Below are 24,964 nucleotides of genomic sequence, written 5' to 3'. Positions count from 1 at the left end.
GCACATTAAAGACCGCGATACCCTTAGACGTTGACTGTGCACCTGGAGGTAAGCAATGGGACTACTAGAAACCATCAAGGATCCGCATGACCTGAGCAGGCTCAGTGATGCCCAAATGGTGTCGCTGGCCCAGGAAATCCGCGACTTCCTCATTGCGAACGTGTCCCAGACGGGTGGCCATCTGGGCCCCAACCTGGGCGTTGTCGAGCTCACCCTTGCCATCCACAGGGTGTTTGACTCCCCTCGGGACAGCATCGTGTTTGACACGGGGCACCAGTCCTATGTGCACAAGCTGGTGACCGGCCGGCAGGACTTTTCCACCCTGCGCCAGACAGGCGGGCTCTCCGGATACCCCGACCGCGGCGAATCCGAGCACGACATCGTTGAAAGCTCCCACGCCTCCTCCTCCCTGTCCTGGGCCGACGGAATCTCCCGCGCGAGGAAGTTAACAGGGGAAGGTGACCGGTTCGTCGTCGCCGTCGTTGGTGACGGAGCGTTGACCGGCGGCATGACGTGGGAGGCGATCAACAACATTGCCGCCGACAAGGACCGTCGCGTGGTCATCGTTGTCAACGACAACGGACGTTCCTACGCGCCCACGGTGGGCGGCGTGGCGGAATACCTGGCGTCGCTGCGTCCGGCCATTGACCATGTCCGGACCCGTAAGAGCTATGAAGCATCCATGACCTGGGGCAAGAAGCGCCTGCAGGACGGCAACGCAGCAGGCCGCTTTGTGTACAAGAGCCTGCACGCTGCCAAGACGGGCATGAAGGACTGGTGGGCTCCGCAAGGATTGTTTGACGATCTGGGCATGAAGTACCTGGGCCCGGTGGACGGCCACGACGAAAAGGCGATGGAAGCGGCGCTGACGGCTGCCAAGAACTACGGCGGTCCTGTCATTGTCCATGCCTTCACCGAAAAGGGCCGCGGGTATGCCCCGGCACGGGCCGATGTCAACGACCAGTTCCATGCCGTGGGCGTCATCAACCCCGAAACGGGTGTCTCGGTGGAAGCCTCCGGCGGCAAGTCCTGGACCTCCGTCTTTGGTGAGGAAATCACGAAGATCGCTGAAGAACGCGATGACATTGTGGCCGTCACCGGCGCCATGCTGCTGCCCCTGGGCCTAGCGGCGTTCGCCAAGAAGTTCCCGGACCGCGTGGTGGATGTCGGCATTGCGGAGCAGCACGCCCTGACCATGGCGGCGGGCATGGCCTTCGGCGGTCTGCACCCCGTCGTTGCCATGTATGCCACGTTCCTAAACCGCGGTTTCGACCAGCTACTCATGGACGTTGCCCTCCACAAGGCCGGGGTCACAATTGTGCTGGACCGGGCTGGCGTCACCGGTCCCGACGGCCCAAGCCACCATGGCATGTGGGACTTGGCCATGCTGCAGATTGTTCCCGGTCTGCACCTAGCCGCCCCGCGCGACGAGGTGCGGCTGCGCGAGGAACTGCGTGAGGCCGTGGCCATTGAAAACGCTCCCAGCGTGGTTCGCTACTCCAAGGGCAAGGTGGGGCCGGAAGTGGTGGCCATTGAGCGCATGTACGACGGGGTGGACGTCCTGGCACGCCCGAGCCACCACATGCCGGTGGAAGCAGGTGAGCCGCAGACGGACGTATTGATTGTCAGTGTCGGCGCCATGAGTGAAATGTGCCTTGACGTGGCGAAGCGCATTGGGGCGCAGGGCATTACAGCCACCGTCGTGGATCCGCGCTGGGTGATGCCCGTGCCGCGCTCCGTTGTGCAACTGGCCTCGCAGCACCGCATTGTGGTTGTTGTGGAGGACGGGGTGCGGGCAGGCGGGGTGGGCTCGAGGATTCGCCAGGAACTGCGTGCTGCCGGCATTGACACGGCTTTGAACGAGGTGGGCCTGCCCGTGGAGTTCCTGAGCCACGGTACCCGTGCCGAAGTGATGGAACGCGTGGGCCTGACCGCCCAGCGCGTGGCGCAGGACACTGTGGAGCAGGTCCTTGGCACCAAGGTGCCCTTTGCCCGCCCGCTACCTGGCCATGCTTCCCCCCGCACAGGGCAGATGCCGATCCTGTGACCGCGCATCCTGAACTGCTGCCGGTCAGCATGGATCTCCCCAGCGCTGCGGACCTCCCTGAGATCGGGGACCTTGTGGTGGCCCGCAACCGCAAGTATGACGGCACCGCCCACTGGGTGGTGCCCGGGCGCTACCTGGGCTCGGATGAATATGGGCATTGGGTTTTTCAGGGCACGCACGAATTCATTTCCCGGCCCGGCGCCGCCTCCTACACAGAATCGGATGCCATTTTTCTCATCCCGTATTCGGGGGACTGGGTGGCGACATTCTTCGACGAAGCGCACCCGAACGGCGTCGAACTCTACATTGACTTGGCCATCGAGCTGGCGTGGCGGCGCATCCGGCCCGGCGTCATGGAGTTCCACATGATCGACATGGACCTTGACGTGGTCCGCACCAAAAGTGCGGGTTTGTTCGTGGACGACCGCGACGAATTCGCCGAGCACAGCCTGCAGATGTCCTACCCCGAGCCGCTGGTTGCCCGCATGGAGGCCGCCTGCGAAGCGCTCACCGAGGCCGTAAAAGCAGGTCTCCCACCATTCGACGGTCGCGAAGCGGCCTGGTTTACCCTAGGAAGGACCCTGCCATGAGCAGCTCCGAAACCATCAACCAGACCGTCCTTGACGGCCTTGACCCCAACATTGTGCGCATGTACAAGAAGAACGACGACGGCGTACTCGTCTTCCGCGAAGCGTGGGTTGACGCCGGGGGAGCCGGGGAGACGGACGAAGCCGAAGATGACGGCAGCGGGGTTGAGGGTAACGCGTCCGCCGCGGTTGCCGCAGAAGCGCCGGAGGTTTTCTTCGTGCTCAACCATGGCACGGTGGGGCACATCAGCACGTCGAAGGACGCTCCCGTGAAGACGCTTGAGGAGGCTGAAGGGATGCTGGCCGCCTTCGCCGAACAGTGTGTTGAGGATGGCTATGCCGTTCTCACCCGTGATGAGCAGACGCTGGTGGTGGCCCAGTTCGCGCTGAAGAGCGACCGTGTCAGCGACCGGGACAAGCACCTGGCCCAGCGCGTGAAGGACACGCTCACCCCGCACCTGGCTTGGCGTGGCAGCGGAGTCTTGGAGAAGTTCGAATTCACGTCCGCCGGGCACGGCCTGGGCAAGTTGAACGTGTACATCGTGGCACCGGATGCCCCGCGCGCGGTGGCAAACATCAAGGTCTGCATCCGCGAGGAGAAGCTCGACTTCACCAAGCTGACAGTTGCCACCGGCCCCATCAACGACCCATCTGCCCTCCGCGCCAAGCACAGCGCGACAGGCGGCACCGCTTTCAGCTTGTAAATGCGATCCGGGGGCTGTTGTGGTGATCGGACGCTGCTCTAGCAGCGTCCGATCACCACAACAGCCCCCGCGACCAGTGTTGACCCGGCGAATTTGGGGAGGCCGTGTGTACGCCCGACGGATTCGCTATGGTGGAAGCATGACTGAGCACAGCATTGAATACCGCCAGGTGGGCCTTTCGGGCCTGACTGTTTCAACAGTGGGGCTCGGGTGCAACAATCTGGGCCGCACTGGATCTGTTACCGAAACCCAGGAGGGCAGCGATGCCGTGGTGCATGCGGCACTGAATGCGGGCATCACGCTCTTCGACATGGCTGATATGTACGGCGCGTATGCGGGCCAGGGCGAAATCATGTTGGGAAAGGCGCTGGGCAGAGAGCGCAAGAACGCGGTCGTGGCCACGAAGTTTGGCCTCGACGCCTCCGGCGCTAACGGAGTTGACTGGGGCAGGCGCGGATCGCGCAAGTACATCATGCAGTCGGTCGAGGCGTCGCTGCGCAGACTGAACACCGACTATATCGACCTGTACTACTACCATTCCCCAGATCCGCTGACGCCTATCAGCGAGACACTCGATGCGCTCGACGACCTGGTCAAGCAGGGAAAAGTTCTGTACCTGGGCCACTCGAACATGGCTGGCTGGCAAATTGCCGAAGCGGAGTTCACCGCTCGCCTGTCCGGTGGCACGCGGTTCACTGCGAGCCAAAACCACTACAACCTGATGGATCGGCGCGCAGAACTTGAAGTGACCCCGGCGGCTGAGGCTTTCGGCCTGGGTGTCATGCCCTACTACCCGCTCGCCAACGGGCTGCTCACAGGCAAATACAGTTCCGGGAAGGCTCCGGCGGGCAGCCGACTCAGCCACACACGGCAGTACATGGTAGAGGGTGCAGATCTCGACCAGCTGAAGTCATTTGGAGAATTTGCCGCAGAACGAGGCTTGAGCGAAGTGCAGGTGGCCTTCTCATGGCTCGCGGCCCAGCCGTCGGTTGCCAGCGTCATCGCCGGCGCCACGAAGCCGGAACAAGTGCGTGAAAACGCCGTCGCCGCCTCATGGAATCCAACAACGGAAGACCTCGCCGTCCTGGATGAAATCTTCCCGAAGCAGCCGCGGGTCGCTTTGTTTTAGCAGCTATTAGCAAGTTTTAGGCGGGTGCCTATGCGGCTGCAGGGGTCAAGATGCGTTGAAACAATACGTGGTCCTGCCAGCTCGCATTGATCTTCAGGTATTGCTCGGCCGCGCCGCTGGAATTCTTCATCCACCCAGTAGCCCACATGTCCGTTCAGAAATGCCCCATGCACCATGTCAGTGAGCGAAATCCTGCCTAGGACGCACAGGCTCCCACGGTTGCAGATACGCACGGTTGCGGGCATAGGCAGTGGCGAGAGGTCCGGCGTCGTGCGTGGAAAGTGGCCGGATCCAGACAGCTCCCTGCAAGAGCCGTGCCGGTCCGGCGACCGGCTCAGACACTGACTGTAATCCATTCGCCGTCAATGGCGGCGGCGTAGCGCGGCAGCGGGGACTTGGCCGGTCCGGATTGCACGGTTCCGTCACTGCCCTTGAACACGCTCCCATGGCAGGGGCACTTGAAGTCGGCGCCGTTGGGGGCAACCTTGCAGCCGGCGTGCGTGCAGATGTCGCTATAGGCCAGCACTGTGGTTTCATCGGGGCGAAAGAGCATCACTTCGACGTCCCCGGCCGTAGCGGCAGCAGTGCTGCCCACCGGAAGTTCGGAAATTTTTCCCACCTGGTGCGGGGTTCCAGTGGCGGGGATTTCGGCCGGTGCCTTGCCCTTGGCACGGATATCGTTCGCGGAGGGTGCACAGCCTGCGAGGGCCAGTGCACAGGCGGCTCCGCTGGCTGCCGTAGTGATACGCAGGGTCGATCGACGGGTCAGGGAAGGCTCAACAGTCATGCCCCCATTCTTCCAGCCCGGACGGCGGTATGGCGAAACGGGAACGGTGGTACATTTCACAGCAGGTGGGGTTGCAGGCGACAGGCTATTGAACAGGCAGGAGAACCGTCATGAGCGCAACGCTGAGACTGCGGCACCACACCATTGGGGTCGAGGTACGTCGTTACCCCTATCAGGTCTTCGTCGACGGAGATCCGGCCGGATCCGTCGAAATGAACAAAAGTATAGAAATACCCCTGGCTGCGGGCGAACACACTCTTCAAGTTCGGGACGGCCGAAAATCCAGCCGCATCAAGACTTTCATCCTCGCCGACGGTGACGTTGCAAGATTCCGGTGCGGCGGAAAAAGCATCCTTCCGGTCTTTCTCCTGTCCTTCTTCATTCCCAGCCTTACACTCACGCTCACACGCGAATAGGCGTGCCAAGAACGACGCCGGGCCCGCACCTTTTGTGTCAAGGTGCGGGCCCGGCGTCGTGCTGGGAATGCCGTTGGAACGGGAATGCTGTGCCGGAAATACTAGGCGGCGGGGTGGAACAGTTTCCCGTTGACCCGCTCGGAAGCCCCGACGCGGTCAAGGTAGGGGGTGATCCCGCCCAGGTGCATGGGCCAGCCGGCGCCCAGGATCATGCACAGGTCGATGTCTTGCGGCCCGGCCACCACACCTTCGTCCAGCATGAGGCCAATCTCCTCGGCCAGGGCATCCTGGGTTTTGCGCAGCAGTTCGGCACTGGTGGACGGGGAGTTGCCAAAGTCCAGCAGTGCCAGCGTGCTTGCGGGAATGTGCTGGGTTCCGTCCTCGGCAGTTTCCCACAATCCCTTCAGCCCGGCGTCGATGAGTGCCTGCTGGTTCGCGGAGACGTGGAAGCGGTCGCCAAAAGCAGCATGCAGAGACTCCGTCACATGCTGTGCTACGGGGATGCCGACCATGGCCAGCAGGTTGAACGGCGTCATGGGCAGGCCCAGGGGGCGCAGCGCGTTGTCTGCGACGGCCGCGTCAGTGCCCTCGTCAAAGGCCTTGGACACCTCCGCCATGAGGCGCAGCAGCACCCGGTTCACCACAAATGCCGCCGCATCCTTTACCAGTACCGCACTCTTGCGCAGCGCCTTGGCCGTGGTGAATGCGGTGGCCAGCACGGCGTCGTCGGTCTTCGGAGCCCGCACAATCTCCAGCAGCGGCATGAGTGCCACGGGGTTGAAGAAGTGGAAGCCCACCACGCGTTCGGGGTGCATCAGGTCCTCGGCCATGGCCGTCACGGACAGCGAGGACGTGTTCGTGGCCAGGATGCACTCGGGGGAGACAATAGCCTCCACCTCGGCAAACACGGCCTTCTTGACGTTGAGTTCCTCAAACACTGCCTCGATGACGAAGTCGGCATCCGCAAACGCCTGCTTGGACACGGAACCAGTTACGAGCGCCTTGGTCCGGTTAGCCGCATCCTGGCTGAGCCGGCCCTTGCCCAACATCTTGTCCACCTCGGCATGCACGTGGCCAACGCCGCGGTCCACGCGCTCCTGGTCGATGTCCGTCATCACGACCGGCACCTTCAGCAGACGCGCAAACAGCAGCGCAAACTGCCCGGCCATGAGCCCTGCACCCACCACGCCGACTTTAGTCACCGGCCGCGCCAGCTTGGGATCCGGTGCCCCGGCTGGACGTTTGGCCCGCTTCTGCACCAAATCCAGAAACGCATAGACGGTGTCGCGGAACTGCGGGGTTTGCATGAGCTCCGCCAGCGCCTGGTCCTCCGCGGCAAAGGACTCCGCCTTGCTGAACTGCTTGCCCTTCTCCAACAGCTCAATGACGCGCGCCGGGGCAGGCGCCGCATTGGAGGTCTTGGCTTCGACAAACTCCTTGGCACGCACGACGGCTGCATCCCAGGCAGCGCTGTTTTCCTCGCTGAGCGGTTCGGCCACGGCGTTGGGCCGTGCGGGAGTCTCTGCCCCGGCTAGGACACGGGCGGCCCAGTTCAGCGACTGCTCAAGGAAGTCGGCGGGCTCAAACAGGGCGTCGGCAATCCCGAGCTTGTAGGCGGCGGCACCGCTGAGCGTGCGGTTGTTGGAGAGCGGGTTCTCAATCATGACCTGCACGGCGTTGGCCGGGCCGATCAGGCGGGGGAGCAGGTACACGCCGCCCCAGCCGGGCACCAAGCCCAGGAACGCCTCGGGCAGGGCCAGCGCGCCGGCGCCGGTGGAGACGGTACGGTAGTTGGCATTGAGCGCAATTTCCAGCCCACCGCCCAGCGCCACCCCGTTGATGAACACAAAGCTGGGCACGCCAAGGTTGTTCAGCGTGGAGTACACGTCATGGCCCAGCTGTGCCATCCACAGCCCGGCCTCCTTGTCCTTGAGCCCCTTGACAGCGGAAAGGTCCGCCCCAGCCGCCAGGAAGAACGGCTTTCCGGTGACGCCGACGCCGACGATCTCACCCTTGGCTGCGCGCCCACGTTGGGCTTCCAACACCGTGCCAAACTCCACGAGGGAGTTGGGACCCAAGGTGGTGGGCCGGCGGTGGTCAAGGCCGTTGTCGAGCGTGGCGAGGGCAAAGGTGCCCGCGCTCGGGGCGCCGTCGACGCCGGGCAGGATAATGTCCTGGACGTAGGAGTGCGTCACCACTTCGTCAGGGAAAAGTACGGCAAGCTTGTTGAAGTCCTGGGCGCTCATGATGCGTCCCCTTCCGTGGTTGCGGTGTTCGAGGCGGCGGCCGAGTCAGGGGCCACGGCGGCAGGGGTCCCCGGCCGAGCTTGCGAGGCGGGGGAGCCGCTGGGGATGAAGTGCGGGTTCTCCCAGATGACGGTGCCGCCCATGCCGAGCCCGACGCACATGGTCGTCATGCCGTATTGCACGGAAGGGTCTTCGGCGAACTGGCGGGCCAGCTGGTTCATGAGCCGGACGCCCGAGGAGGCCAGCGGGTGGCCCACGGCGATGGCGCCGCCGTAGCGGTTGACGCGGGGGTCATCGTCGGCCATGTTGAAGTGGTCAAGAAAACTCAGCACCTGAACGGCAAAGGCCTCGTTGATCTCGAACAGGCCAATGTCCGCAATGCTCAACCCAGCGTTCTTGAGCGCCTTTTCAGTGGCCGGAACCGGACCGATACCCATGACTTCGGGTGCCACACCGGCGAACGCGTAGCTGACGAGGCGCATCTTGACGGGCAGTCCCAGCTCGGCGGCAGCGTCGGCTGAAGCCAAAAGTGCCACAGTTGCGCCGTCGTTCAAGCCGGCAGCATTGCCCGCTGTGACCCGCCCGTGGGCGCGGAAAGGGGTGCGCAGTGCGGTCAGGTCGTCCAGCGAAGTGCCGGGACGCGGCGGCTCATCCACCGTGTTCACGGTCCATCCGTGGCCAGGCTTCAGTGTGGCGATGGGGACCAGATCGGGCTGGATCTGCCCGTTCTGGTAGGCAGCGGCCAGTTTGGCCTGGCTCGCGACGGCGTACGCGTCGGTGCGGTCCTTCGTGATGGCCGGAAAGCGGTCGTGCAGATTCTCGGCCGTGTTGCCCATATTGAGGGCGGCCGGGTCCACAATACGTTCGGACATGAAGCGCGGGTTGGGATCGGCACCTGATCCCATGGGATGGTGACCCATGTGCTCCACACCGCCAGCGATGACGACGTCGTACGCGCCAAAGCCGATGCCCGACGCCGTGGTGGTCACGGCAGTCATGGCGCCGGCACACATCCGGTCGATCGCGAAGCCGGGGACCGACTGGGGGAGTCCCGCCAGAAGTGCTGCGGTGCGTCCAATGGTCAAGCCCTGGTCACCGGTCTGGGTGGTGGCGGCGATGGCCACCTCATCAATGCGTTCGGCCGGAAGCTGCGGGTTGCGGCGCATGAGCTCACGGATGCATTTGACCACAAGGTCGTCGGCGCGGGTGTCGGCATAGATGCCTTTTTCCCCGGCCCGTCCAAACGGTGTGCGGACGCCGTCCACGAAGACGACGTCCCTAACTTGGCGATTCTGACTCACGTTACGCTCCTCAAGTGCAAACAACCGGTGTCGTTGCGCCCAAGGGCTCGGCGGACGACTGTGTCACACCTCATGTTACTCATGAGTAACTTAGAGGTCAAAAGCAGAGTGCTTCCTTGCATCTTCCCTCATCGCACGGCTGTGCTGCTATCCCTTGGGCTCCTTGGGCTCCTTCGGCGGCAGCGGATCAGGATGTGCCAGTGCCTCGGTCAGCATGGGAGCGGTGATTTCGATCTGCCACGAGCGTGCGCCCAGTTCGGCCAGCTGGGCGGACACCGTTTCCTTGGTGATGTCCGACGGCGGCCGCCAGCACACGCGGCGCAGGAAGTCCGGCGTGAGGATGTTTTCCCCGGGGATATTGAGTTCCTCGGCCAGCTCGCCCAAACGCGCACGCGCGGTGGCATAGCGGGCGGCAGCTTCGACGTCCCGCTCGGCCCAGACGCGTGGCGGCGGCGGGGCATTGCTGGCAACCTGCAGCGGCGGCGGTTCGGTGACGTTCTTGGCCGTTTGTATGGCGTGCAGCCACTTGGGGGCGTCGCGCTTGGCGGAGCGGCCATGGAAACCGGAGAGCGCCAGCAGAGCCGGAACAGTGGATGGCATGCCCTTGGCTGCGGCCACGATCGCGGAGTCCGGGATGAGCCGGCCCGGGGCGATGTCTCGGTGTTCAGCCAGCTTTTCGCGGGTCTGCCACAGTTCCCGCACGGCCGCCAACTGGGTGCGGTTGCGGATGGTGTGTGAGCCGGAGGTGCGCCGCCAGGGGTCAACGCGCGGCGCCGGTACCCCTGAATCGACAAGATGCTGGAACTCCTGCGCTGCGTAGTCAAGCTTTCCATCGTTGTGCAGCAGGGCCACGAGTTCTTCTTCCAGATCCACCAGGACTTCAACATCCAGGGCGGCGTAGCGCAGCCACGGCTCGGGCAGAGGGCGGGTGGACCAGTCGGCCGCGGAATGCTCCTTGGCCAAGTGGTAGCCCAGCAGGGACTCCACGACGGCGCCCAAACCAACACGCGGCAGGCCGGCCAAGCGGGCAGCAAGTTCCGTGTCAAAAAGCTTGTCGGGCCACATGCCGACGCCGGCTAGGCAGGGCAGGTCCTGGCTGGCTGCGTGCAAAATCCATTCGACTCCGCGCAGGGCATCATCAATGATCTTCAGGTCGGAAAACGCTTCGGGGTCGATGAGCCACGTGCCGGCACCTTCGCGGCGGATTTGCACCAGCATGGCGCGCTGGCCGTAGCGGAAGCCGGATGCCCGCTCAGTGTCCACAGCTGCCGGGCCGCTGCCCTCTGCAAGAGCGGCCGCACACCGTTTGAGGGCAGGCTCGGTTTCCACGACGGCGGGGATCCCGTCCTGGGGCATGTTCAGCTCGACGATTTCGGGCAGATCTCCCAGTTCCACGTGCTGGCCGTCAATGACCACGGACGTCAGCGGGGTGGAGGCCACATCGGTGGTGGTGCCCGCTGAACTGCCGGCTGAATTGCCTGGTGCGGCACTGTTCGCGGTGCTGGAGGCCGGGCTGTGGCCGCTGTACTGGGTGGACATTTTGTCCCTGACGCGGCTGTGTGAGCTTGTTTCTGCATTGGTCATGATGCCCCTAGTCTACCGAACAGCCAGCAGCGCCGTCGTGAATGGAAGTAGGCAAAAGCCTCAATGGCCCCTGGTGCGCCGATGCGGAAGCAAGGTCACGCCGTCTGGCACGGGTGGTAACCCGGCAAAAGTGCACACAATGTTGGCCCACGCCTCCAAGTGTGGGCGGACCGAGGTGTCCGTGGGAGTCCAGGAGGCGCGCAGCTCAATGTCGATGGCGTCGGGGCGGGCGGCGAGCGTGCCGTAACTTTCCGATAGGACCCGGGTGGCCGTTCCGCCGGCGCTCGTATAGCCGGCGCGCTGTTCCTCCAGCGCCTCAACGAGCCACGCCCAGGCGACGTTGCCCAGTAGGGAGTCGTTGCCCATGTCAGCTTCCAGCTGTGCACGGACGTAGGTTACGATGCGGAACGTGCCGTCCCAGAGTGGGGACCCATGCGGATCGTGGAGCAGAATGAAGCGTCCAGTGGCCACTTCTTCGCCGTCAACCATGATTTCCGCACCCAACGCCACACCATAGGGGGCAAGCCTGGCTGGGGCCGGAACTTCCGCCAGCATGATCTCGCTGCGGACACTGGCAGCACGCAGCGAGGCCAAGGCCAGTTGGAATTCAGCGGGAAGCTGCTGCATGACAGTCACACTGGCAGGCTATGACTCCGCCGGGACAAAGCGTGGCAGGCGCGCCGCACCCGCTGACGGGCCTAAGCCGCCAGCTCGGCCTGCAAGGCTGCCACAAACGCGGAAATGTCCGACTCCTGCGTGTCGAAAGAGCACATCCAACGCACCTCGCGTGCTGCCTCATCCCAGTCGTAGAAGCGAAACTTCGTGCGCAACCGCTCCGCGACGCCCTCGGGCAGCACGGCAAAAACACCGTTGGATTCGGTGGGCTGCGTGCAATGGACACCGGGCAGGGACTCCACGGCGGCGCGCAGCGTGGCGGCCATCGCATTCGCGTGCCCGGCCGAGCGCAGCCACAGCCCGTCCGACAGTAAGGCCAGCAGCTGGGCGGAGATGAAACGCATCTTCGAGGACAGCTGCATGTTCATCTTGCGCAGGAAGATCAAGCCATCCGTGGCGGCCGGATTCAGCGCCACCACCGCCTCACCAAAGATGACCCCGTTCTTCGTGCCGCCAAAGGACAACACGTCCACACCGGCGTCGGAGGTGAACTCCCGCACCGGAACACCCAGGAACGCGGCGGCATTGGCCAGCCGCGCGCCGTCCATGTGCACTTTCATGCCGAGCGAATGCGCGTGATCGCAGATGGCGCGCACTTCCTCCGGTGTGTAGCAGGTGCCCAACTCGGTGGTCTGGGTGATGGAGACGGCCAGCGGCTGGGCGCGGTGTTCATCGCCGAAACCCCAGGCCTCCTTGTCAATGAGCTCCGGCGTCAATTTCCCATTCGGCGTGGCGACCGGCAGCAGCTTCATGCCGCCCACCCGCTCGGGCGCGCCATTTTCGTCCATGTTGATGTGAGCGGTCCCGGCACACACCACAGCCCCCCAGCGCGGCAGTAGCGACTGCAGGGCCAGTACGTTCGCACCCGTGCCGTTGAAGACGGGAAACACCTCCACGTCCTTGCCGAACAGCTGGCACATCTCCTGCTGCAAGTGGGCCGTGTAGTCGTCGCCGCCGTATGCCACCTGGTGCCCGCCATTGGCCGCAGCCAGGGCTGCGAGGACTTCCGGATGCACGCCGGAATAGTTGTCCGAGGCAAAGCTGATCAGTGTGGGGTCGTGCAACGTGATCGAGTGCTGCGCCGAGTCGAGTGCCGAGTTGGGTGCGGTGTCCTGTGTGGTGGGGGTGCTGCCGTTGGTCACTGTTCGCCTTGCTTCTTTGGTAGTTGGTCAAGTATGAGCCGAGCGCCGTTGAGTTCACTGGCTGGCCGGGCAAACAAGCCCGCCGCAGAACGTCCCAGCTCCGCCACGTCCGTGAAGCCGGGGAAGCGGCGTTCGGGAGAGCGTTCGCGCATCGCCGGATCCACCAGTGCCTTCACCACGAGGACGACGGCGGCACTGGAACTCCCAGCCTGGCCCCCGAACCCTTGGGCCACGGACTGGACCCAGCTTTCGGCAGCGGCTTTCACGCTGGCGTAGTTGGCGTTGTCCGCAGTGGGTGCCGTGACGGCGGCCGAGGAGACGATCGCCAGCCGGCCCACGGGCGAGGCTGCTAAATCGTCGTAGAACTCCCGGCTCGTGTTGCGCAGCGTGGTCATCCCCAAGGTGTGCAGGAAATCCCAGTCGGCGTCGCTCTGCCCAGTGATGCCAGTACCTCCGCGCCAGCCGCCCACCAGATGGATGAGCCCGTCAAGGGGCCCAAAGTCTGTGCGGATCTTCGCGGCGAGCTCCCCAACCGCCTCGCGGTCCGCCAAGTCGCACACCAGGGGGACGGCACCGCCGGTGGACTGCGCCGCCGCCGTGATGCGTCCGGCGTCGGACCCTACGGTGAGCACACGCATGCCAGTAGAAAGCAGCTCGCGGGCCACGGCAATGCCGGCGGCACTGCTGCCGCCGGCCACCAGCACCAGGGGAGCTGCCAAGGAAGAATCAGTCATGTTCCCTACAGTACCCACTTCCAGTTGCCGTCCTAATTTACGGATGCGCTGGCACCGGTGATTCCGGCCGTGGACTCAATCACTGCCGTCATCTTCTTGTTCAGCGCCTCGTAGAACATGGAGAGCGGGAATTCGTCATCCATGACCTGATCCGTGATTTCACGCATCGGTCCCATCAACGGCAGGGCGTCAGACCCCTTGGCCCAGGTGGATGCGGGGTTGGGCGTGAGCGTGGCGGAGACCAGATCATAGGCAGCCAGCCAGTGCGCCAGCTTGGGACGGTCGATGGAGCGCCAGTAGAGGTCCTCAATCTCGTGGCCGAGCGCAATCACAACTTCCGGCACGTTGGCCCAGTCAATGCTCAGCTTGGTGTCCGTCCAGTGCAGGACGTGGTGCTGGTGCAGCCAGGCGAACAGCAGCTGACCGCCCAGGCCGTCGTAGTTGCGCACCCGGGTACCGGTGATGGCAAAGCGGAAGATCCGGTCAAAGATGACGGCGTACTGGACGAGCTTCGCGTGCTTGCGGGCGTCGGGGGAGGCCTTTTCGTCCTTCTCGACGGCGACGGATTCGCGGAACGCGGTCAGATCACACCGCAACTCCTCCAGCGAGTACAGGAAGTACGGCATGCGCTGCTTGATCATGAACGGGTCAAAGGGCAGGTCCCCGCGCATGTGTGTGCGGTCGTGGATCAGATCCCACATGACAAAGGTTTCCTCGGCCAAGGCCTGGCTGTCCAGCAGTTCGAGTGCGTCTGCCGGCAAGTCGAGCCGGGTCACTTTGGCCGCCTCCCGGACCACGCGGCGGAACCTGGCGGCTTCGCGGTCTTGGAAGATGGCGCCCCACGTGAAGCTGGGTGTTTCACGCACGGCCACGCTCTCCGGGAACAAAACCGCGGAGTTGCTGTGATATCCGGGGGTGAAATCGATGAAGCGCAGCGGCACGAACAGCTTGTTGGAGTAGCTTCCCGCTTCGAGTTCACCGATGAACTCGGGCCAGATAGCCTCCACCAGAACTGCTTCGACGTGGCGGGAGGTGGATCCGTTCTGCGTATACATGGGGAAGACCACCAAGTGGCCCAGTCCGTCGACGCGGTGTTGCTGCGGGGTGAAGGCCATGAGCGAGTCAAGGAAGTCCGGCACGCCCAACCCGGCGCCAACCCATTTGCTGAAGTCGGCAACCAGCAGATCCAGATACCCGCGGTCATGCTCGAAATACTGGGCCAGTTCCATGATGGAGGCTTGAATGGTCTCAATATAAGCGGTGGCCGCGGAGTGGTCAGCGGGTTCGGGCACGGAACCGTCCTTGACCTGCAGCTCCGACAGGAGTGTCGCAGCGTTCTTCAACCCCAACCATGCGGGGTCCTGGGCCAGAGTGGTGTAGTCAAAGGTGCTGGCCGTGCCAGTGTTTTCCATGGTGATGCTCATTGCGTCCTCCTTGCTTCGTTGAGCCGGCAGGGCATGCCTGCGGCCTTGATTTCAGCGTAGCAATGAGAAAGGAAAACTAATGTCAAAGACGGTTGAGCATAAGAAACTCTCGTGCTCAGTGCTTGTCAGGAGCCTCGGACGACAGTTCCCGTGGGCCTTCCCGCAGTGTCAGACAGATGGAGTTGATGCAAAAGCGCTCATCCGTGGGAGTGTCATAGCCTTCGCCTTCGAAGAGGTGACCCAAGTGGGAGTCACACGCGGTGCAGCGCACCTCTACGCGCTTCATGCCCATCGTGTTGTCATGCAGGTAGCGCACGGTACCGTCCGCAAGCGGGGCAAAGAAGGAGGGCCAGCCGCAATGGGAGGAGAACTTTTCCCGTGAACTGAACAATTCGGCGCCGCAGGCCCGGCACTCGTACACGCCTTCCTGGGTGGAGTCCCAATATTCGCCGGTGAAGGGCCTTTCGGTGCCGGCCTTGCGCAGCACCTTGTACTCGGCGGCACTGAGCTCTTCACGCCATTGGGCATCGGGCTTGACGACGGACGGGGCAGCAGGGGTTTCAGAAGTTGTCATACTTTCCACAACGCTCAGGAGTCGCCAATAAATCCCGAATCGGAGTACAAATGCAAAACGGGAAGCCCCAGCTTGCGTTGCGCCTGATGTGCCCAGTCCTGGCGGAACGTGTCGGCAACAGCGTGCGGGCGGGTCACCACCACAGCCTGGCGTGCCTCCATCTCCCCGACCTTTGCCACGAGGGAGGCAACGGCGTTGCCCTCGGCAACTGCCCCTGTGGCGTTCGCCCCGACGGACTCAAGCACGGCCAAGGACGTCGCCAAAATCTCGCTCGCCTCGGCGCGGACGGTCTCGGCGTCGGGCTTCTCGCGCATTTCGCGCAGCGCTCCTGGCAGGTCAAGCATCGTCAACTGGTCAATGACGTCGACAAAGAGGTTGCGCTTCGTGTCGGCAGGAACCAACAGCACCAGCTCAACGTCGTCGTCAGGGCCGTACAGATCGGTGATGTTAGCCACGTCAACGGCGGTTAGCGGTTCTTCGGTCAAAATGATGATGGCGTCGCTCATGGCACCAGCATAAGCTCCAACACGCCGGAAGCACTGCGGCGCGGCGCGATGTGCTGGAAAAGTTGTGCAAAGAATGTTGCAGGTTCCGCCGGTGTGCCGCTCGACGTGGCCCCACGCTGGTGGGCAGAATAGGAGCATGGCTACCTCTGAACAACCGTCAAATGTTTGGCTCAAGTGGGGTGTCTTGGGCGCCGCAGCAGCAGGAGTGGGCTCACTTGCGGTGGTGACGGCCACCGCGGGGCTCGCCGCATACTTTGCCCGGCGCGTGGTCACACCGGAGAAACAGCGCGTGGACGACCTCGCTATTCTGGCGGTCATCCCCGACGGGCCCAGGCTCCAGGTAGTGCTGGAAGCCACCGCCGACACCATCATTGACGGCACCTACGGGCTGTACTTCAATGACAGCCGCGCCCATGCCATCATTGGCCCCATCATTTCCTACGTCCCCCGCGAAGGCAGCGTCACCCGTGAAGTGGTGGCCGTCCACGGCGGGGACCTGCGCACCGCCACGTCCGGCTGGTGGACCGGGAGCCTGTACGCGAACCCGGAAGAAGCAGGCCTGCGCTACGAAGATGTCACGTTGGATCTGCCCGTGGGCCCGGCGCCTGCCTGGCTGCTGCCGGCCCGGAATCCCGGACACACGTGGGCCATCATGGTCCACGGCCGCGGCGCCACCCGCACCGAGGGCCTGCGCGCCGTCCCCACGGCACACCGTCTGGGCATGAACGCGCTGTTGATGTCCTACAGGAACGACGGCGACGCCCCCGCCGCGCCCGACGGCCGGTATGGGTTGGGGGTCACTGAGTGGGCCGATGTGGAAGCCGCCATCGATTTCGCCATTGCCCGCGGCGCCAAGGACGTGGTGCTGTTTGGCTTCTCCATGGGTGGGGCCATCAGCCTGCAGACGGCTGATCAGGCCCGCAACCGCAAGCACGTGCTGGCGCTGGTGTTGGATGCGCCCGTCATCAACTGGGTGAATGTGCTGGCCCACCAGGCACAGCTGAACCGCATGCCGGACTACATTGGCCGCTACGCCCAGCTCATGCTGACGCACCCGCTGGGGCAGCGGATCACCGGACTGGCGGCTCCGGTCAACTTCAAGAGCATGGACTGGGTGTCCCGCGCTGTCGAGCTGCGCACGCCGTCGTTGATCCTGCACAGCATTGACGACGACTTTGTCCCCTACGAGCCGACGGCTGAACTGGCGAAGCGCAATCCCGAGATGGTCACGTTTGAACCGTTCAGCAAGGCCGGCCACACCAAGGAATGGAACGTTGATCCGGTGCGCTGGGAGAACGTGGTGGAGTGCTGGCTGCGGCCACGGCTCGGCAGGCACGGGCTGCCAAGGGAGTAGCGGGCGGGGCCACCCCTGCGGACTCAGGCAGGGTGGCCGATCTTCGCCGTCGTGGCCTGGGTCAGGGCAATGAGGTCGGTGGGGGACAGTTCGACGTCGAATCCCCTCCGCCCGCCGGAGACAAAGATGGTCTCGTGATCCAGTGCCGATGCGTCTAGGACAGTGGGGGATTGCTGGCGCTGGCCCAGCGGGGAGATGCCGCCGAGCACGTAGCCGGTGCGCCGCTGCGCCAGGGCAGGATCGGCCATGGCAGCTTTTTTGTGTCCCAGCGCGTGGGCGAGTGCTTTGAGGTCCAGGGTGCCGTTGACAGGCACGATCGCCACCGCCAGCGAGCCTCCAACGTCCGCCACAAGTGTCTTGAACACACGTTCAGGGTCGATGCCCAAAACCGTGGCCGCCTCCATGCCATAGCTCGTGGCGGCGGGGTCGTGCGCATAGCTGTGGGGTGTAAAGGCAACGTTGGCGGCTGTCAGCGCAACAGTTGCAGGGGTGCTTGCCCCCGCTGCTGGTTTCTTAGCCATCGGACGAACTACGCAGCCGGGCGGAGGCCGCTATTGATCTTGCGCTTCACGCGGCCAAGCATGGCACTCATGCCGCGCATGCGCAGGGGCGAGATGGCCCGGGTCAGGCCCAATTGGTTCGGCATGTCATCGGGGACGGCGAGGATTTCCTCCGCCGTCAATCCGTCAAGGCCTTCGAACAATACCGATGCGAAGCCGCGCGTGGTGGGTGCCTCGGGGGGCGCTTGGAAGTAGAGCCGAACGACTTCGCCGTTCTCCGTCTTTTCCGATTCGACTGTCAGGAACAACGGCGACTGGCATTCCAGCACGCGTTCGAGCAACTCGGGATGATTGGTGAGCCGCTCAGGCAGCGGTGGAAGGGAACGGGAAAATTCCAGCAGCAGCGTCAGGCGGTCGCGTTCTTCCAGTTCTTGGAAATCGTTGACGATCTCAGCCAATGTGGGGGGAAGTGCTTGTGAAGTAGTCATCAGCTAAAGCGTACGTTTCTTTTCGATGGAAGGTAAAACAGAGGAAAATTTGGGCCCCGGGCGTGGTGGGCCCACAGCTTCGAGGGCCCCGGAAGCTGTTGGGCCCACGCGCCCATGGGGAGGGCGTGGGGACTAGTTCTTGCCGGGTACTTCGCCGCGTTCGGTGCCGACGGCGATGGGGACACGTACTGCGTTGCCCCATTCGGTCCATGAGCCGTCGTAGTTGCGGACGGTGTCGAAGCCGAGCAGGTACTTCAGCGCGAACCACGTGTGGCTGGAACGCTCGCCAATGCGGCAGTAGGCCACGACGTCGTCCCCTTCAACCAGTCCGGCTTCACCCAGGTACAGGGCTTCGAGTTCTTCACGTGTGCGGTAGGTGCCGTCGTCGGCTGCCGCCCGGGCCCACGGGATGGAAGCAGCTGTGGGAATGTGGCCGCCGCGAAGCGTGCCTTCCTGGGGGTAGGCGGGCATGTGGGTGCGTTCCCCGGTGTACTCCTCGGTGGAGCGCACGTCGATCAGCGGCTTGCCGAAGTGGGCAAGGACGTCTTCCTTGTAGGCGCGGATGGGGGCGTCATTGCGCTCCACCACCGGGTAGCCGGCGGAGGGAGTGACGGCCGTGGCGTCGGTGGTCAGCTCGCGGCCCTCGGCAATCCACTTGTCGCGGCCGCCGTCGAGCAGGCGAACATCTTCGTGGCCGAACAACGTGAACACCCACAGCGCGTAGGCAGCCCACCAGTTGGACTTGTCTCCGTAAACCACAACGGTGGTGTCGCGGGAGATGCCCTTGGCCGCGGCGAGCAACGCGAAAGCGGCGCCGTCAATGTAGTCCCGGGTAACGTCGTCGTTCAGGTCTGTGTGCCAGTCGATTTTTACCGCCCCAGGGATGTGGCCGGTCTCGTAGAGCAACACGTCCTCATCGGATTCCACGACAACGAGGCTGCCGTTGGAAGTGGCGCCGCTGGCAATGGCCTCGGCGAGCCACTGGGTGGAAACCAACCGCTCCGGGTGGGCGTAGGCTGCAAACTTTTCATTCGATTCAACTGCAACAGGCATGATGCCCTTTCTCGTAAACTGCTCAGGCTGGGGCCATCCCGGGTAATTCCGGGACTGTTCCGTGACCGTGAGGTGCAGAATGGCGTGCCGCCGCGAAAATACAGGGTGCAGCAGCTATTCCTTATCTATCAGCGTAACGAGTTGGGCACCTGTTTACTTCCTTCGGCGTTAACGCAACGCAATATGGCGTGGGTATTGTTGTCTCCATGAGCCGCGTGCTGTGCCCGGCATGCACTGCTAGAAGAATTTTTATGATCGGAATCGTCCTTGGTACAAGTTGAACAATTGTCCACCCGCCGCCCGGCAGTCTCGGTGGAGGAACTGCTGCAGGGTTTTGTCCCCTCCCCGCGCTTTGGCGAAGTTTCCTTTGACACGTACCGGCCGGACCCGAACCAGCCCTCACAAGCCCAAGCAGTGACTTTGTTGCAGGACTTTGCCGCTGGCACGGCGGCGAAACCGGCAGGCGGGCTGCGTCGGTTCTTTGGCGGCAAATCCAAGGGATCGGCTAAGGGCTCCGCGGCAGGCAAACGGGCCGGGGTTTATCTTGATGGCGGGTTTGGCGTGGGCAAGACCCACCTGCTGTCCTCACTGTGGCATGAGGTGGAGGGGCCCAAGGCCATTGGCACGTTCGTGGAGTACACCAACCTGGTTGGCGCACTGTCCTTCCGCAAGACGGTGGAGGCTTTGAGCCAGTACAAGCTGGTGTGCATCGACGAGTTTGAACTCGATGATCCGGGTGACACGGTGCTGATGTCGCGGTTGATGCGTGAATTGGCCGACGCCGGTGTGAAGCTGGCGGCGACCTCCAACACGTTGCCGGGCTCCTTGGGAGACGGGCGTTTTGCCGCCGTCGACTTCCAGCGTGAAATTCAGGTCCTGGCAGACCAGTTCGAGATTTTGCACATTGACGGTGAAGACTTCCGCCACCGTGGATTGCCCACCCCGCCGAAACCTGTGGCCAATAGCGACCTCGATGCGCGCATGCGAGCCGACTTTGGGAACCAGACGGTGGCCGTGGACGACTTTGGCACACTGGTGGACCACCTGGCCGGCGTCCACCCCTCACGCTATCGGCAGATGCTTGACGGGATCGACGCCGTGGTGTGGCGCAACGTTGCCACCATCACCGAGCAGGCCGTTGCCCTGCGCTTTGTGGTGCTTGCTGACAGGCTCTACGACAGGGATGTGCCGATTCTGGCCAGTGGAGCGCCGCTTGACCAACTGTTCACCGATGAGATGATGACCGGCGGCTATCAAAAGAAGTACTTCCGCGCTGTGTCGCGGCTGACCGCCCTGGCCCGTGAAGCACAGGAAGCGGCGGAAGCGGCCGCTGCGCAGCCCGTGGGCTGATTAACTCCCGGCCACAGTTGCCACAGCCAAGGCGAGGTTAAAGCGAAAAGGCGCCGGTGCCGTCTTCACGACGGGACCGGCGCCTTCTTTGACGCTCTGGACAAGAGCGAAGGGGAACTACTTTCGTGCGCCGTCTACATAGTCGGACGCAGCTTTTTGAGCTCCATCGATCTGATCCTTGAACTTGTCACCGGTCTTTGAATCAACAAAGTCACCGGCCTTTTCAACACCACCCTTGATGGCGTCTTCATGTCCGTCGATCAATCCTTCGGCCTTGCCCTTGATATCGTCAAAAATAGACAACAGGCACCTCCCTTCACTCCTGGGGTCTGTGCGCCCCAACTTTTTACAGCATAGTTGCCGCGTCTTTATTGTCAAGGCAAATTCTCTGTGAGTCTGCCGCAGGTTAGTTCCCATGTGGGACACTATTCATTGCCACATGGCACCCGGACGAGGTGCGCCGTACCCGGTCAGCGACAAGACGGCGTCAAGGAGATGGTTTTCATGGCGTGGGTCGTTTTGATTCTTTCGGGCATGGTGGAGGCCGTGTGGGCCACGGCATTGGGAAGAAGTGAGGGCTTGACCAAAGTTGGTCCCAGCATCGTGTTCGTCGTCGCCATTGTGGCCAGCATGCTCGGCTTGGCCTGGGCCATGCGAACCCTGCCAGTTGGAACCTCCTACGCCGTGTGGGTGGGAGTTGGGGCGGCGTTGACAGTTGGCTATGCCATGTTCACGGGCACGGAAACGGTTTCACTGGTGAAGATCCTGCTTCTGCTGGGCCTGGTGGGCTGCATTGTTGGGCTGAAGATCGCCCACTGACTTGGTGTGGTCAGCCGGCACATGCGGTCCGCCGTCACGGCAGGGGGGTGTCGCCCACGTGGCGTGAGCGCATGTCCGCATAGCCCACAACCAGTGCAAGGATCAGCACCACAAAGATTGCCGTGAACCCGGCGATCAAAGCGACAGCCCAACTACTGAAGCCCAACACTGTGAAGGCCAGCGCAGTGATCACGGCGATGCCCACTGAGGTTCCGATGCGCTGCCCGGTCTGCATGATCCCGCCAGAGCTGCCCGCGTATTCCAGCGGTACCTCAGCCAAGGTGAGTGCCTGGTTGGGGCTGATCACAGAACCCTGTGCCACCCCAACGAAGGAAAGGCTCAGCAGCAGCCACCATTCACTGGCCGCGCCGACGGCATGCAGCCACACCACGAGAATGCTGGCGGCGAGTCCGAACAAACCTACATACAAGCCGCCGATGACGACCTTCCGTCCATAGGTGGCGACCTTGCGTCCGCCCCACAGTGCCGCGATGCCCGAGGCGATGGCACTTGGCAACCCGACCATCCCACTGGCCAACGCGGTGTGGCCGAGCCCCTCCTGAAAGTACAGCGCGACCAGCACCCAAACACTTGTCATGCCAAGAAAGTACAAGCTCACGAGCAGTGTTCCATTGGCGAAGCTCTTCACCTGAAAGATCGCCAGATCAACCATGGGGCTCTTGCCGACACGTTTGTAACGGCGCTCCCACCACAGCCACACTCCCAGGAGCGCGACGCCGGCCAAGAGGACCGCCCAGACCAATGGCGATTCCCGCGGCTGAAGGAAGGGGAAGAGAACAGCAACCACCGCCAGCCCCAAAAGGACCGCGCCCACCATGTCCAGGTCCCGGCTCTGCTTTGGAATGCTTGGGTCGGCCAGCGCGGGTTCCGGCAGCGCGGGATCGCGTTGCCGGTTGCTGTTCAGCAACGGTTTGGGAAGCCACAGGAAGGCAAGCACGACGGCGAGGGCGCCCACCGGGAGGTTCACGAAGAACACCCACCGCCAGCCTTCGGCCACCCCAAACGAGTGGATGAGCAGACCACCAAGGATTGGCCCCGCGGCTACCGAGACACCTACCACGCCACCGAAGACACCGAAAGCGCGACCCCGCTCTGCCCCGCGGAAATACTGTTGGATCATGCCGATCGTCTGCGGGTTGAAAAGACCCGCAGCTATGCCCTGCACGGCACGGGAGATGTTCAGCCAGAGGGCGTCGGGCGAAATTCCTGCTGCGGCGGAACTGAGTGTAAATAATGCAACACCGATGATGAACAAGGGGCCGCGCCCAAACAGATCCCCTGCCCGGCCTGCGGAGACCAGGCCTATTCCGAACGTCAGCGCGTAGCCGGAAAGCACCCACTGCAACTCGGAATGGGAGGCGTTGAGCCCTGTCTGGATCGAGGGCAGTGCCACGTTGACAATACTCACGTCGATCAATGACATAAAAAGCGCGACGACGAGGACCATCAGGACCCGCCAGCGACGCGGATCGGGGGTGTAATTCGGTGTTCTCTGCCCGTCGGTCACGGCCCTAAGCATACTGAGCGGGTTCAGGGGTGTCGACACGTGGCGTTTCCACGAATCGTGTCGGCGATCTGCGTGGCAGTTGCATCAACATCCACCCGGGAATTCCTGCCCCGCGGCTGCTGTTCTTGTAGATGCATACACCGGCCCCAGCGGGCCAGCTAGAGAAGGGACGGGTCCTGCCATGACTTACCGTGTTGGATACTTCGTGGGAAGCCTGTCAAAGCAATCAATCAACCGCAAACTCGCCAACGCCCTTGTGGCTTTAGCACCGACAGAACTTGAACTGGTTGAAATTGAGTACGCCAACCTTCCCCTCTACAACCGAGACCTTGACACCGCGTATCGTTCGGAGGCGGCTGCCTTCAAGGCATCCATAGCCAACGTGGACGCCGTACTTTTTGTCACGCCCGAGTACAACAGGTCCATTCCGGGTGCACTGAAGAATGCCATTGACTGGGGGAGCAGGCCAGCGGGAGAGAACATTTTCAAGGGAAAGCCCGTAGCAACGATCGGCGCCTCCCGAGGGCTGGGAACGGCCATGGCACAGCAGCACCTGAAAAATATTCTCGCTTTCCTGGACGCACCATCGATGGGACAGCCGGAGGGGTACATCAAGTTCACGGACGGGCTCATCGCCGACGATGGGGCCGTGGCAGATCCGCACACGGCTGAGTTCTTTCGTCACTGGATGGCAGCCTTCGCCCAACACATCGCCAGAAACCTCGCCGGCCGTTGACAGGCCCAGCTGACGGGCCCTGTGCACGAAAACAAAAAAAGCCCCTCTGGCCAGCGTTTGTGCTGATCAAAGGGGCTTTCCTCTTGGTGGGCGATACTGGGTTCGAACCAGTGACCTCTCCGGTGTGAACGGAACGCGCTACCACTGCGCCAATCGCCCAACTGTCACTCCATACGATCCGCTTCGCAGACCATGTCAGTTCCTTGGTGCGTTCAAAACAATAGCCCAAACTGCCGTCCACTCATAATCGCCCCTTTTGAGTATGACCCGGCCGAGAGTCAAGGTGCCGAAAAATGCCCGGGGAGTGGCCGGCGTCGTGCATCAAAATGGGGAATGTGACGAGCGCCTCAGCATCAGTTTCTGCCGAAAGTCGAGAAAACGGCACGAAACGAGCTCTAAATGACAGCGATGTAATTCGAAGGGTAAACGTGAAATCCTTGTCAATTCAATGATTTCGGCCCTCCGGAAGCCAGGCAAACCACGCCGAGACGTGGCCGATTTGGTGTTTGGGAAAAAGCTCAGGTAATGTTTTCACCGCAGCAACACGGACTACCGAAGCGGAAACGCGAACGGCTAGGAAAATGTTACTTCTGCGGTTGTAGCTCAGCTGGTAGAGCACCACCTTGCCAAGGTGGATGTCGCGAGTTCGAATCTCGTCAACCGCTCGTAGGACACCGTTCAGCATTCACGGTGGGGTGGCCGAGAGGCGAGGCAACGGACTGCAAATCCGTGCACACGGGTTCGAATCCCGTTCCCACCTCCATTTTGACTGAACCAAAAGTATTGTGCTGTTATTCAGCAGAGTGCCTTTGGGCGATTGGCGCAGCGGTAGCGCGCTTCCCTGACACGGAAGAGGTCACTGGTTCGATCCCAGTATCGCCCACGAATGAACTTGGCAGTTCATTCAACTGATGAAAGTCAGTTACTGTAGTACAGCATCACATTGCGGTCGTAGCTCAGCTGGTAGAGCACCACCTTGCCAAGGTGGATGTCGCGAGTTCGAATCTCGTCGACCGCTCCGAACAACACGAACTGCCGGAATCCACCACGGATTCCGGCAGTTTTGTGCAATACTTACGCAGGCAAGAAAAATTAGCCAGCTAGGCATTGGGCGATTGGCGCAGCGGTAGCGCGCTTCCCTGACACGGAAGAGGTCACTGGTTCGATCCCAGTATCGCCCACCATGACAAAGGCACCCTTGAAGGGTGCCTTTGGACGTTAACACGACTTGAGGGACCCCGACGCAGCGTATTGGGGTGCTTATCCACAGTTCACCGCGG

24 protein-coding genes, 6 tRNA genes and 1 riboswitch are annotated in these 24,964 nt (G+C 62.7%); of the genes, 14 read left to right on the top strand and 16 right to left on the bottom strand.

Translation table 11 applies throughout. The features are described 5' to 3' along the window. The first annotated feature begins 55 nt into the window (after positions 1-55). The 4 genes from dxs (at position 56) to JMA46_RS09935 (ending at position 4,467) form a co-directional block, all read left to right on the top strand. Complete coding sequence (gene dxs / locus JMA46_RS09950) at positions 56-2,047, top strand: 1-deoxy-D-xylulose-5-phosphate synthase (protein WP_207345173.1); 1,992 nt, start codon at positions 56-58, stop codon at positions 2,045-2,047. Then, a complete protein-coding gene (locus tag JMA46_RS09945) occupies positions 2,044-2,637 on the top strand; it encodes a DUF402 domain-containing protein (protein ID WP_348770111.1) in 594 nt (197 codons plus the stop codon). The genes dxs and JMA46_RS09945 overlap by 4 nt, the downstream gene beginning before the upstream one ends. Beyond that, positions 2,634-3,338 carry a hypothetical protein gene (locus JMA46_RS09940; RefSeq protein ID WP_207345172.1) on the top strand — a complete coding sequence of 235 codons (705 nt, stop codon included), beginning with the start codon at positions 2,634-2,636 and terminating at the stop codon, positions 3,336-3,338. Before JMA46_RS09945 ends, JMA46_RS09940 begins: the two co-directional genes overlap by 4 nt. Positions 3,339-3,477: 139 nt before the next feature. After that, entirely contained in the window at positions 3,478-4,467 is a 990-nt protein-coding gene (locus tag JMA46_RS09935) for an aldo/keto reductase (protein WP_207345171.1), read from the top strand. 334 nt (positions 4,468-4,801) lie between these two features. Here the strand turns inward: JMA46_RS09935 and JMA46_RS09925 are convergent, their stop codons facing one another. After that, positions 4,802-5,254 carry a Rieske (2Fe-2S) protein gene (locus JMA46_RS09925; RefSeq protein ID WP_207345170.1) on the bottom strand — a complete coding sequence of 151 codons (453 nt, stop codon included), beginning with the start codon at positions 5,252-5,254 and terminating at the stop codon, positions 4,802-4,804. 110 nt (positions 5,255-5,364) lie between these two features. Here JMA46_RS09925 and JMA46_RS09920 point away from each other — a divergent pair, with 110 nt between their 5' ends. Next, positions 5,365-5,670, top strand: a complete 306-nt coding sequence (locus JMA46_RS09920; RefSeq protein ID WP_207345169.1) for a hypothetical protein — start codon at positions 5,365-5,367, stop codon at positions 5,668-5,670. Between the two features lie 101 nt (positions 5,671-5,771). On the opposite strand, the gene JMA46_RS09915 is transcribed toward JMA46_RS09920, so the two are convergent. From JMA46_RS09915 to JMA46_RS09875, 9 genes are all read right to left on the bottom strand, one after another. Beyond that, positions 5,772-7,916, bottom strand: a complete 2,145-nt coding sequence (locus JMA46_RS09915) for a 3-hydroxyacyl-CoA dehydrogenase NAD-binding domain-containing protein (protein ID WP_207345168.1) — start codon at positions 7,914-7,916, stop codon at positions 5,772-5,774. Then, the gene (locus JMA46_RS09910; RefSeq protein ID WP_207345167.1) at positions 7,913-9,217 is read right to left on the bottom strand and encodes an acetyl-CoA C-acyltransferase; all 1,305 of its coding nucleotides are present in this window, start codon (positions 9,215-9,217) and stop codon (positions 7,913-7,915) included. The genes JMA46_RS09915 and JMA46_RS09910 overlap by 4 nt, the downstream gene beginning before the upstream one ends. A 147-nt stretch (positions 9,218-9,364) precedes the next feature. Further along, positions 9,365-10,801, bottom strand: a complete 1,437-nt coding sequence (locus JMA46_RS09905) for a ribonuclease D (protein WP_247647215.1) — start codon at positions 10,799-10,801, stop codon at positions 9,365-9,367. 60 nt (positions 10,802-10,861) lie between these two features. After that, positions 10,862-11,428, bottom strand: a complete 567-nt coding sequence (locus tag JMA46_RS09900) for a DUF3000 domain-containing protein (RefSeq protein ID WP_207345188.1) — start codon at positions 11,426-11,428, stop codon at positions 10,862-10,864. A 71-nt stretch (positions 11,429-11,499) separates the two neighbouring features. Continuing rightward, a complete protein-coding gene (locus JMA46_RS09895; protein ID WP_348770113.1) occupies positions 11,500-12,546 on the bottom strand; it encodes a low specificity L-threonine aldolase in 1,047 nt (348 codons plus the stop codon). 68 nt (positions 12,547-12,614) lie between these two features. After that, entirely contained in the window at positions 12,615-13,352 is a 738-nt protein-coding gene (locus JMA46_RS09890; RefSeq protein WP_207345165.1) for an SDR family oxidoreductase, read from the bottom strand. A 32-nt stretch (positions 13,353-13,384) separates the two neighbouring features. Then, positions 13,385-14,764, bottom strand: coding sequence for a DUF6421 family protein (locus JMA46_RS09885; RefSeq protein WP_207345187.1), 1,380 nt, complete (start codon positions 14,762-14,764; stop codon positions 13,385-13,387). A gap of 127 nt (positions 14,765-14,891) precedes the next feature. After that, positions 14,892-15,350: a peptide-methionine (R)-S-oxide reductase MsrB gene (gene msrB / locus JMA46_RS09880; protein ID WP_207345164.1), complete on the bottom strand. Its 459-nt coding sequence runs from the start codon at positions 15,348-15,350 to the stop codon at positions 14,892-14,894. 14 nt (positions 15,351-15,364) lie between these two features. Continuing rightward, positions 15,365-15,856, bottom strand: coding sequence for a hypothetical protein (locus tag JMA46_RS09875; RefSeq protein WP_207345163.1), 492 nt, complete (start codon positions 15,854-15,856; stop codon positions 15,365-15,367). Positions 15,857-15,992: 136 nt separating this feature from the next. Between JMA46_RS09875 and JMA46_RS09870 the strand changes: the two genes are divergently transcribed. Next, on the top strand, positions 15,993-17,210 hold the full coding sequence (locus JMA46_RS09870; RefSeq protein ID WP_207345162.1) for an alpha/beta fold hydrolase: 1,218 nt from the start codon (positions 15,993-15,995) through the stop codon (positions 17,208-17,210). 23 nt (positions 17,211-17,233) lie between these two features. Here JMA46_RS09870 and ybaK read toward each other — a convergent pair whose 3' ends face one another. From ybaK to JMA46_RS09855, 3 genes are all read right to left on the bottom strand, one after another. Next, entirely contained in the window at positions 17,234-17,731 is a 498-nt protein-coding gene (ybaK, locus tag JMA46_RS09865) for a Cys-tRNA(Pro) deacylase (RefSeq protein ID WP_207345161.1), read from the bottom strand. Between the two features lie 8 nt (positions 17,732-17,739). Continuing rightward, positions 17,740-18,198, bottom strand: coding sequence for a SufE family protein (locus tag JMA46_RS09860; protein ID WP_207345160.1), 459 nt, complete (start codon positions 18,196-18,198; stop codon positions 17,740-17,742). A 132-nt stretch (positions 18,199-18,330) separates the two neighbouring features. Continuing rightward, on the bottom strand, positions 18,331-19,251 hold the full coding sequence (locus tag JMA46_RS09855) for a sulfurtransferase (protein ID WP_207345159.1): 921 nt from the start codon (positions 19,249-19,251) through the stop codon (positions 18,331-18,333). A 267-nt stretch (positions 19,252-19,518) separates the two neighbouring features. Here JMA46_RS09855 and zapE point away from each other — a divergent pair, with 267 nt between their 5' ends. Then, entirely contained in the window at positions 19,519-20,601 is a 1,083-nt protein-coding gene (zapE, locus tag JMA46_RS09850) for a cell division protein ZapE (protein ID WP_207345158.1), read from the top strand. Positions 20,602-20,718: 117 nt separating this feature from the next. Here zapE and JMA46_RS17220 read toward each other — a convergent pair whose 3' ends face one another. Further along, complete coding sequence (locus JMA46_RS17220) at positions 20,719-20,904, bottom strand: antitoxin (protein WP_247647214.1); 186 nt, start codon at positions 20,902-20,904, stop codon at positions 20,719-20,721. 126 nt (positions 20,905-21,030) lie between these two features. Next, a riboswitch (guanidine-III (ykkC-III) riboswitch) is annotated at positions 21,031-21,092 on the top strand. A gap of 13 nt (positions 21,093-21,105) precedes the next feature. On the opposite strand from JMA46_RS17220, the gene JMA46_RS09840 reads away from it, so the two are divergent. Beyond that, entirely contained in the window at positions 21,106-21,420 is a 315-nt protein-coding gene (locus JMA46_RS09840) for an SMR family transporter (RefSeq protein ID WP_207345156.1), read from the top strand. A 34-nt stretch (positions 21,421-21,454) separates the two neighbouring features. Here JMA46_RS09840 and JMA46_RS09835 read toward each other — a convergent pair whose 3' ends face one another. Next, positions 21,455-22,948, bottom strand: a complete 1,494-nt coding sequence (locus JMA46_RS09835) for an MFS transporter (protein ID WP_348770110.1) — start codon at positions 22,946-22,948, stop codon at positions 21,455-21,457. 181 nt (positions 22,949-23,129) lie between these two features. On the opposite strand from JMA46_RS09835, the gene JMA46_RS09830 reads away from it, so the two are divergent. Then, a complete protein-coding gene (locus JMA46_RS09830) occupies positions 23,130-23,684 on the top strand; it encodes an NADPH-dependent FMN reductase (RefSeq protein WP_207345155.1) in 555 nt (184 codons plus the stop codon). An 84-nt stretch (positions 23,685-23,768) separates the two neighbouring features. On the opposite strand, the gene JMA46_RS09825 is transcribed toward JMA46_RS09830, so the two are convergent. Next, positions 23,769-23,843 (bottom strand) — tRNA-Val (locus JMA46_RS09825). A 433-nt stretch (positions 23,844-24,276) separates the two neighbouring features. Between JMA46_RS09825 and JMA46_RS09820 the strand changes: the two genes are divergently transcribed. The 5 genes from JMA46_RS09820 to JMA46_RS09800 all read left to right on the top strand — a co-directional run bounded on the left by JMA46_RS09820 (position 24,277) and on the right by JMA46_RS09800 (position 24,868). Beyond that, a tRNA-Gly gene (locus JMA46_RS09820) sits at positions 24,277-24,349 on the top strand. Between the two features lie 24 nt (positions 24,350-24,373). Next, positions 24,374-24,447 (top strand) — tRNA-Cys (locus JMA46_RS09815). 48 nt (positions 24,448-24,495) lie between these two features. Beyond that, positions 24,496-24,567: transfer RNA gene (locus tag JMA46_RS09810), tRNA-Val, on the top strand. Between the two features lie 62 nt (positions 24,568-24,629). Next, positions 24,630-24,702: transfer RNA gene (locus JMA46_RS09805), tRNA-Gly, on the top strand. Positions 24,703-24,793: 91 nt separating this feature from the next. Next, positions 24,794-24,868, top strand: a tRNA-Val gene (locus JMA46_RS09800). Positions 24,869-24,964 lie beyond the last annotated feature (96 nt).

It is taken from the genome of Arthrobacter sp. E3 (assembly GCF_017353415.1).
In the GTDB taxonomy this organism is placed as follows: domain Bacteria; phylum Actinomycetota; class Actinomycetes; order Actinomycetales; family Micrococcaceae; genus Specibacter.
The sequence above is the reverse complement of the archived record's forward strand: the minus strand, read 5'-3'. Positions and strand labels throughout refer to the sequence as shown.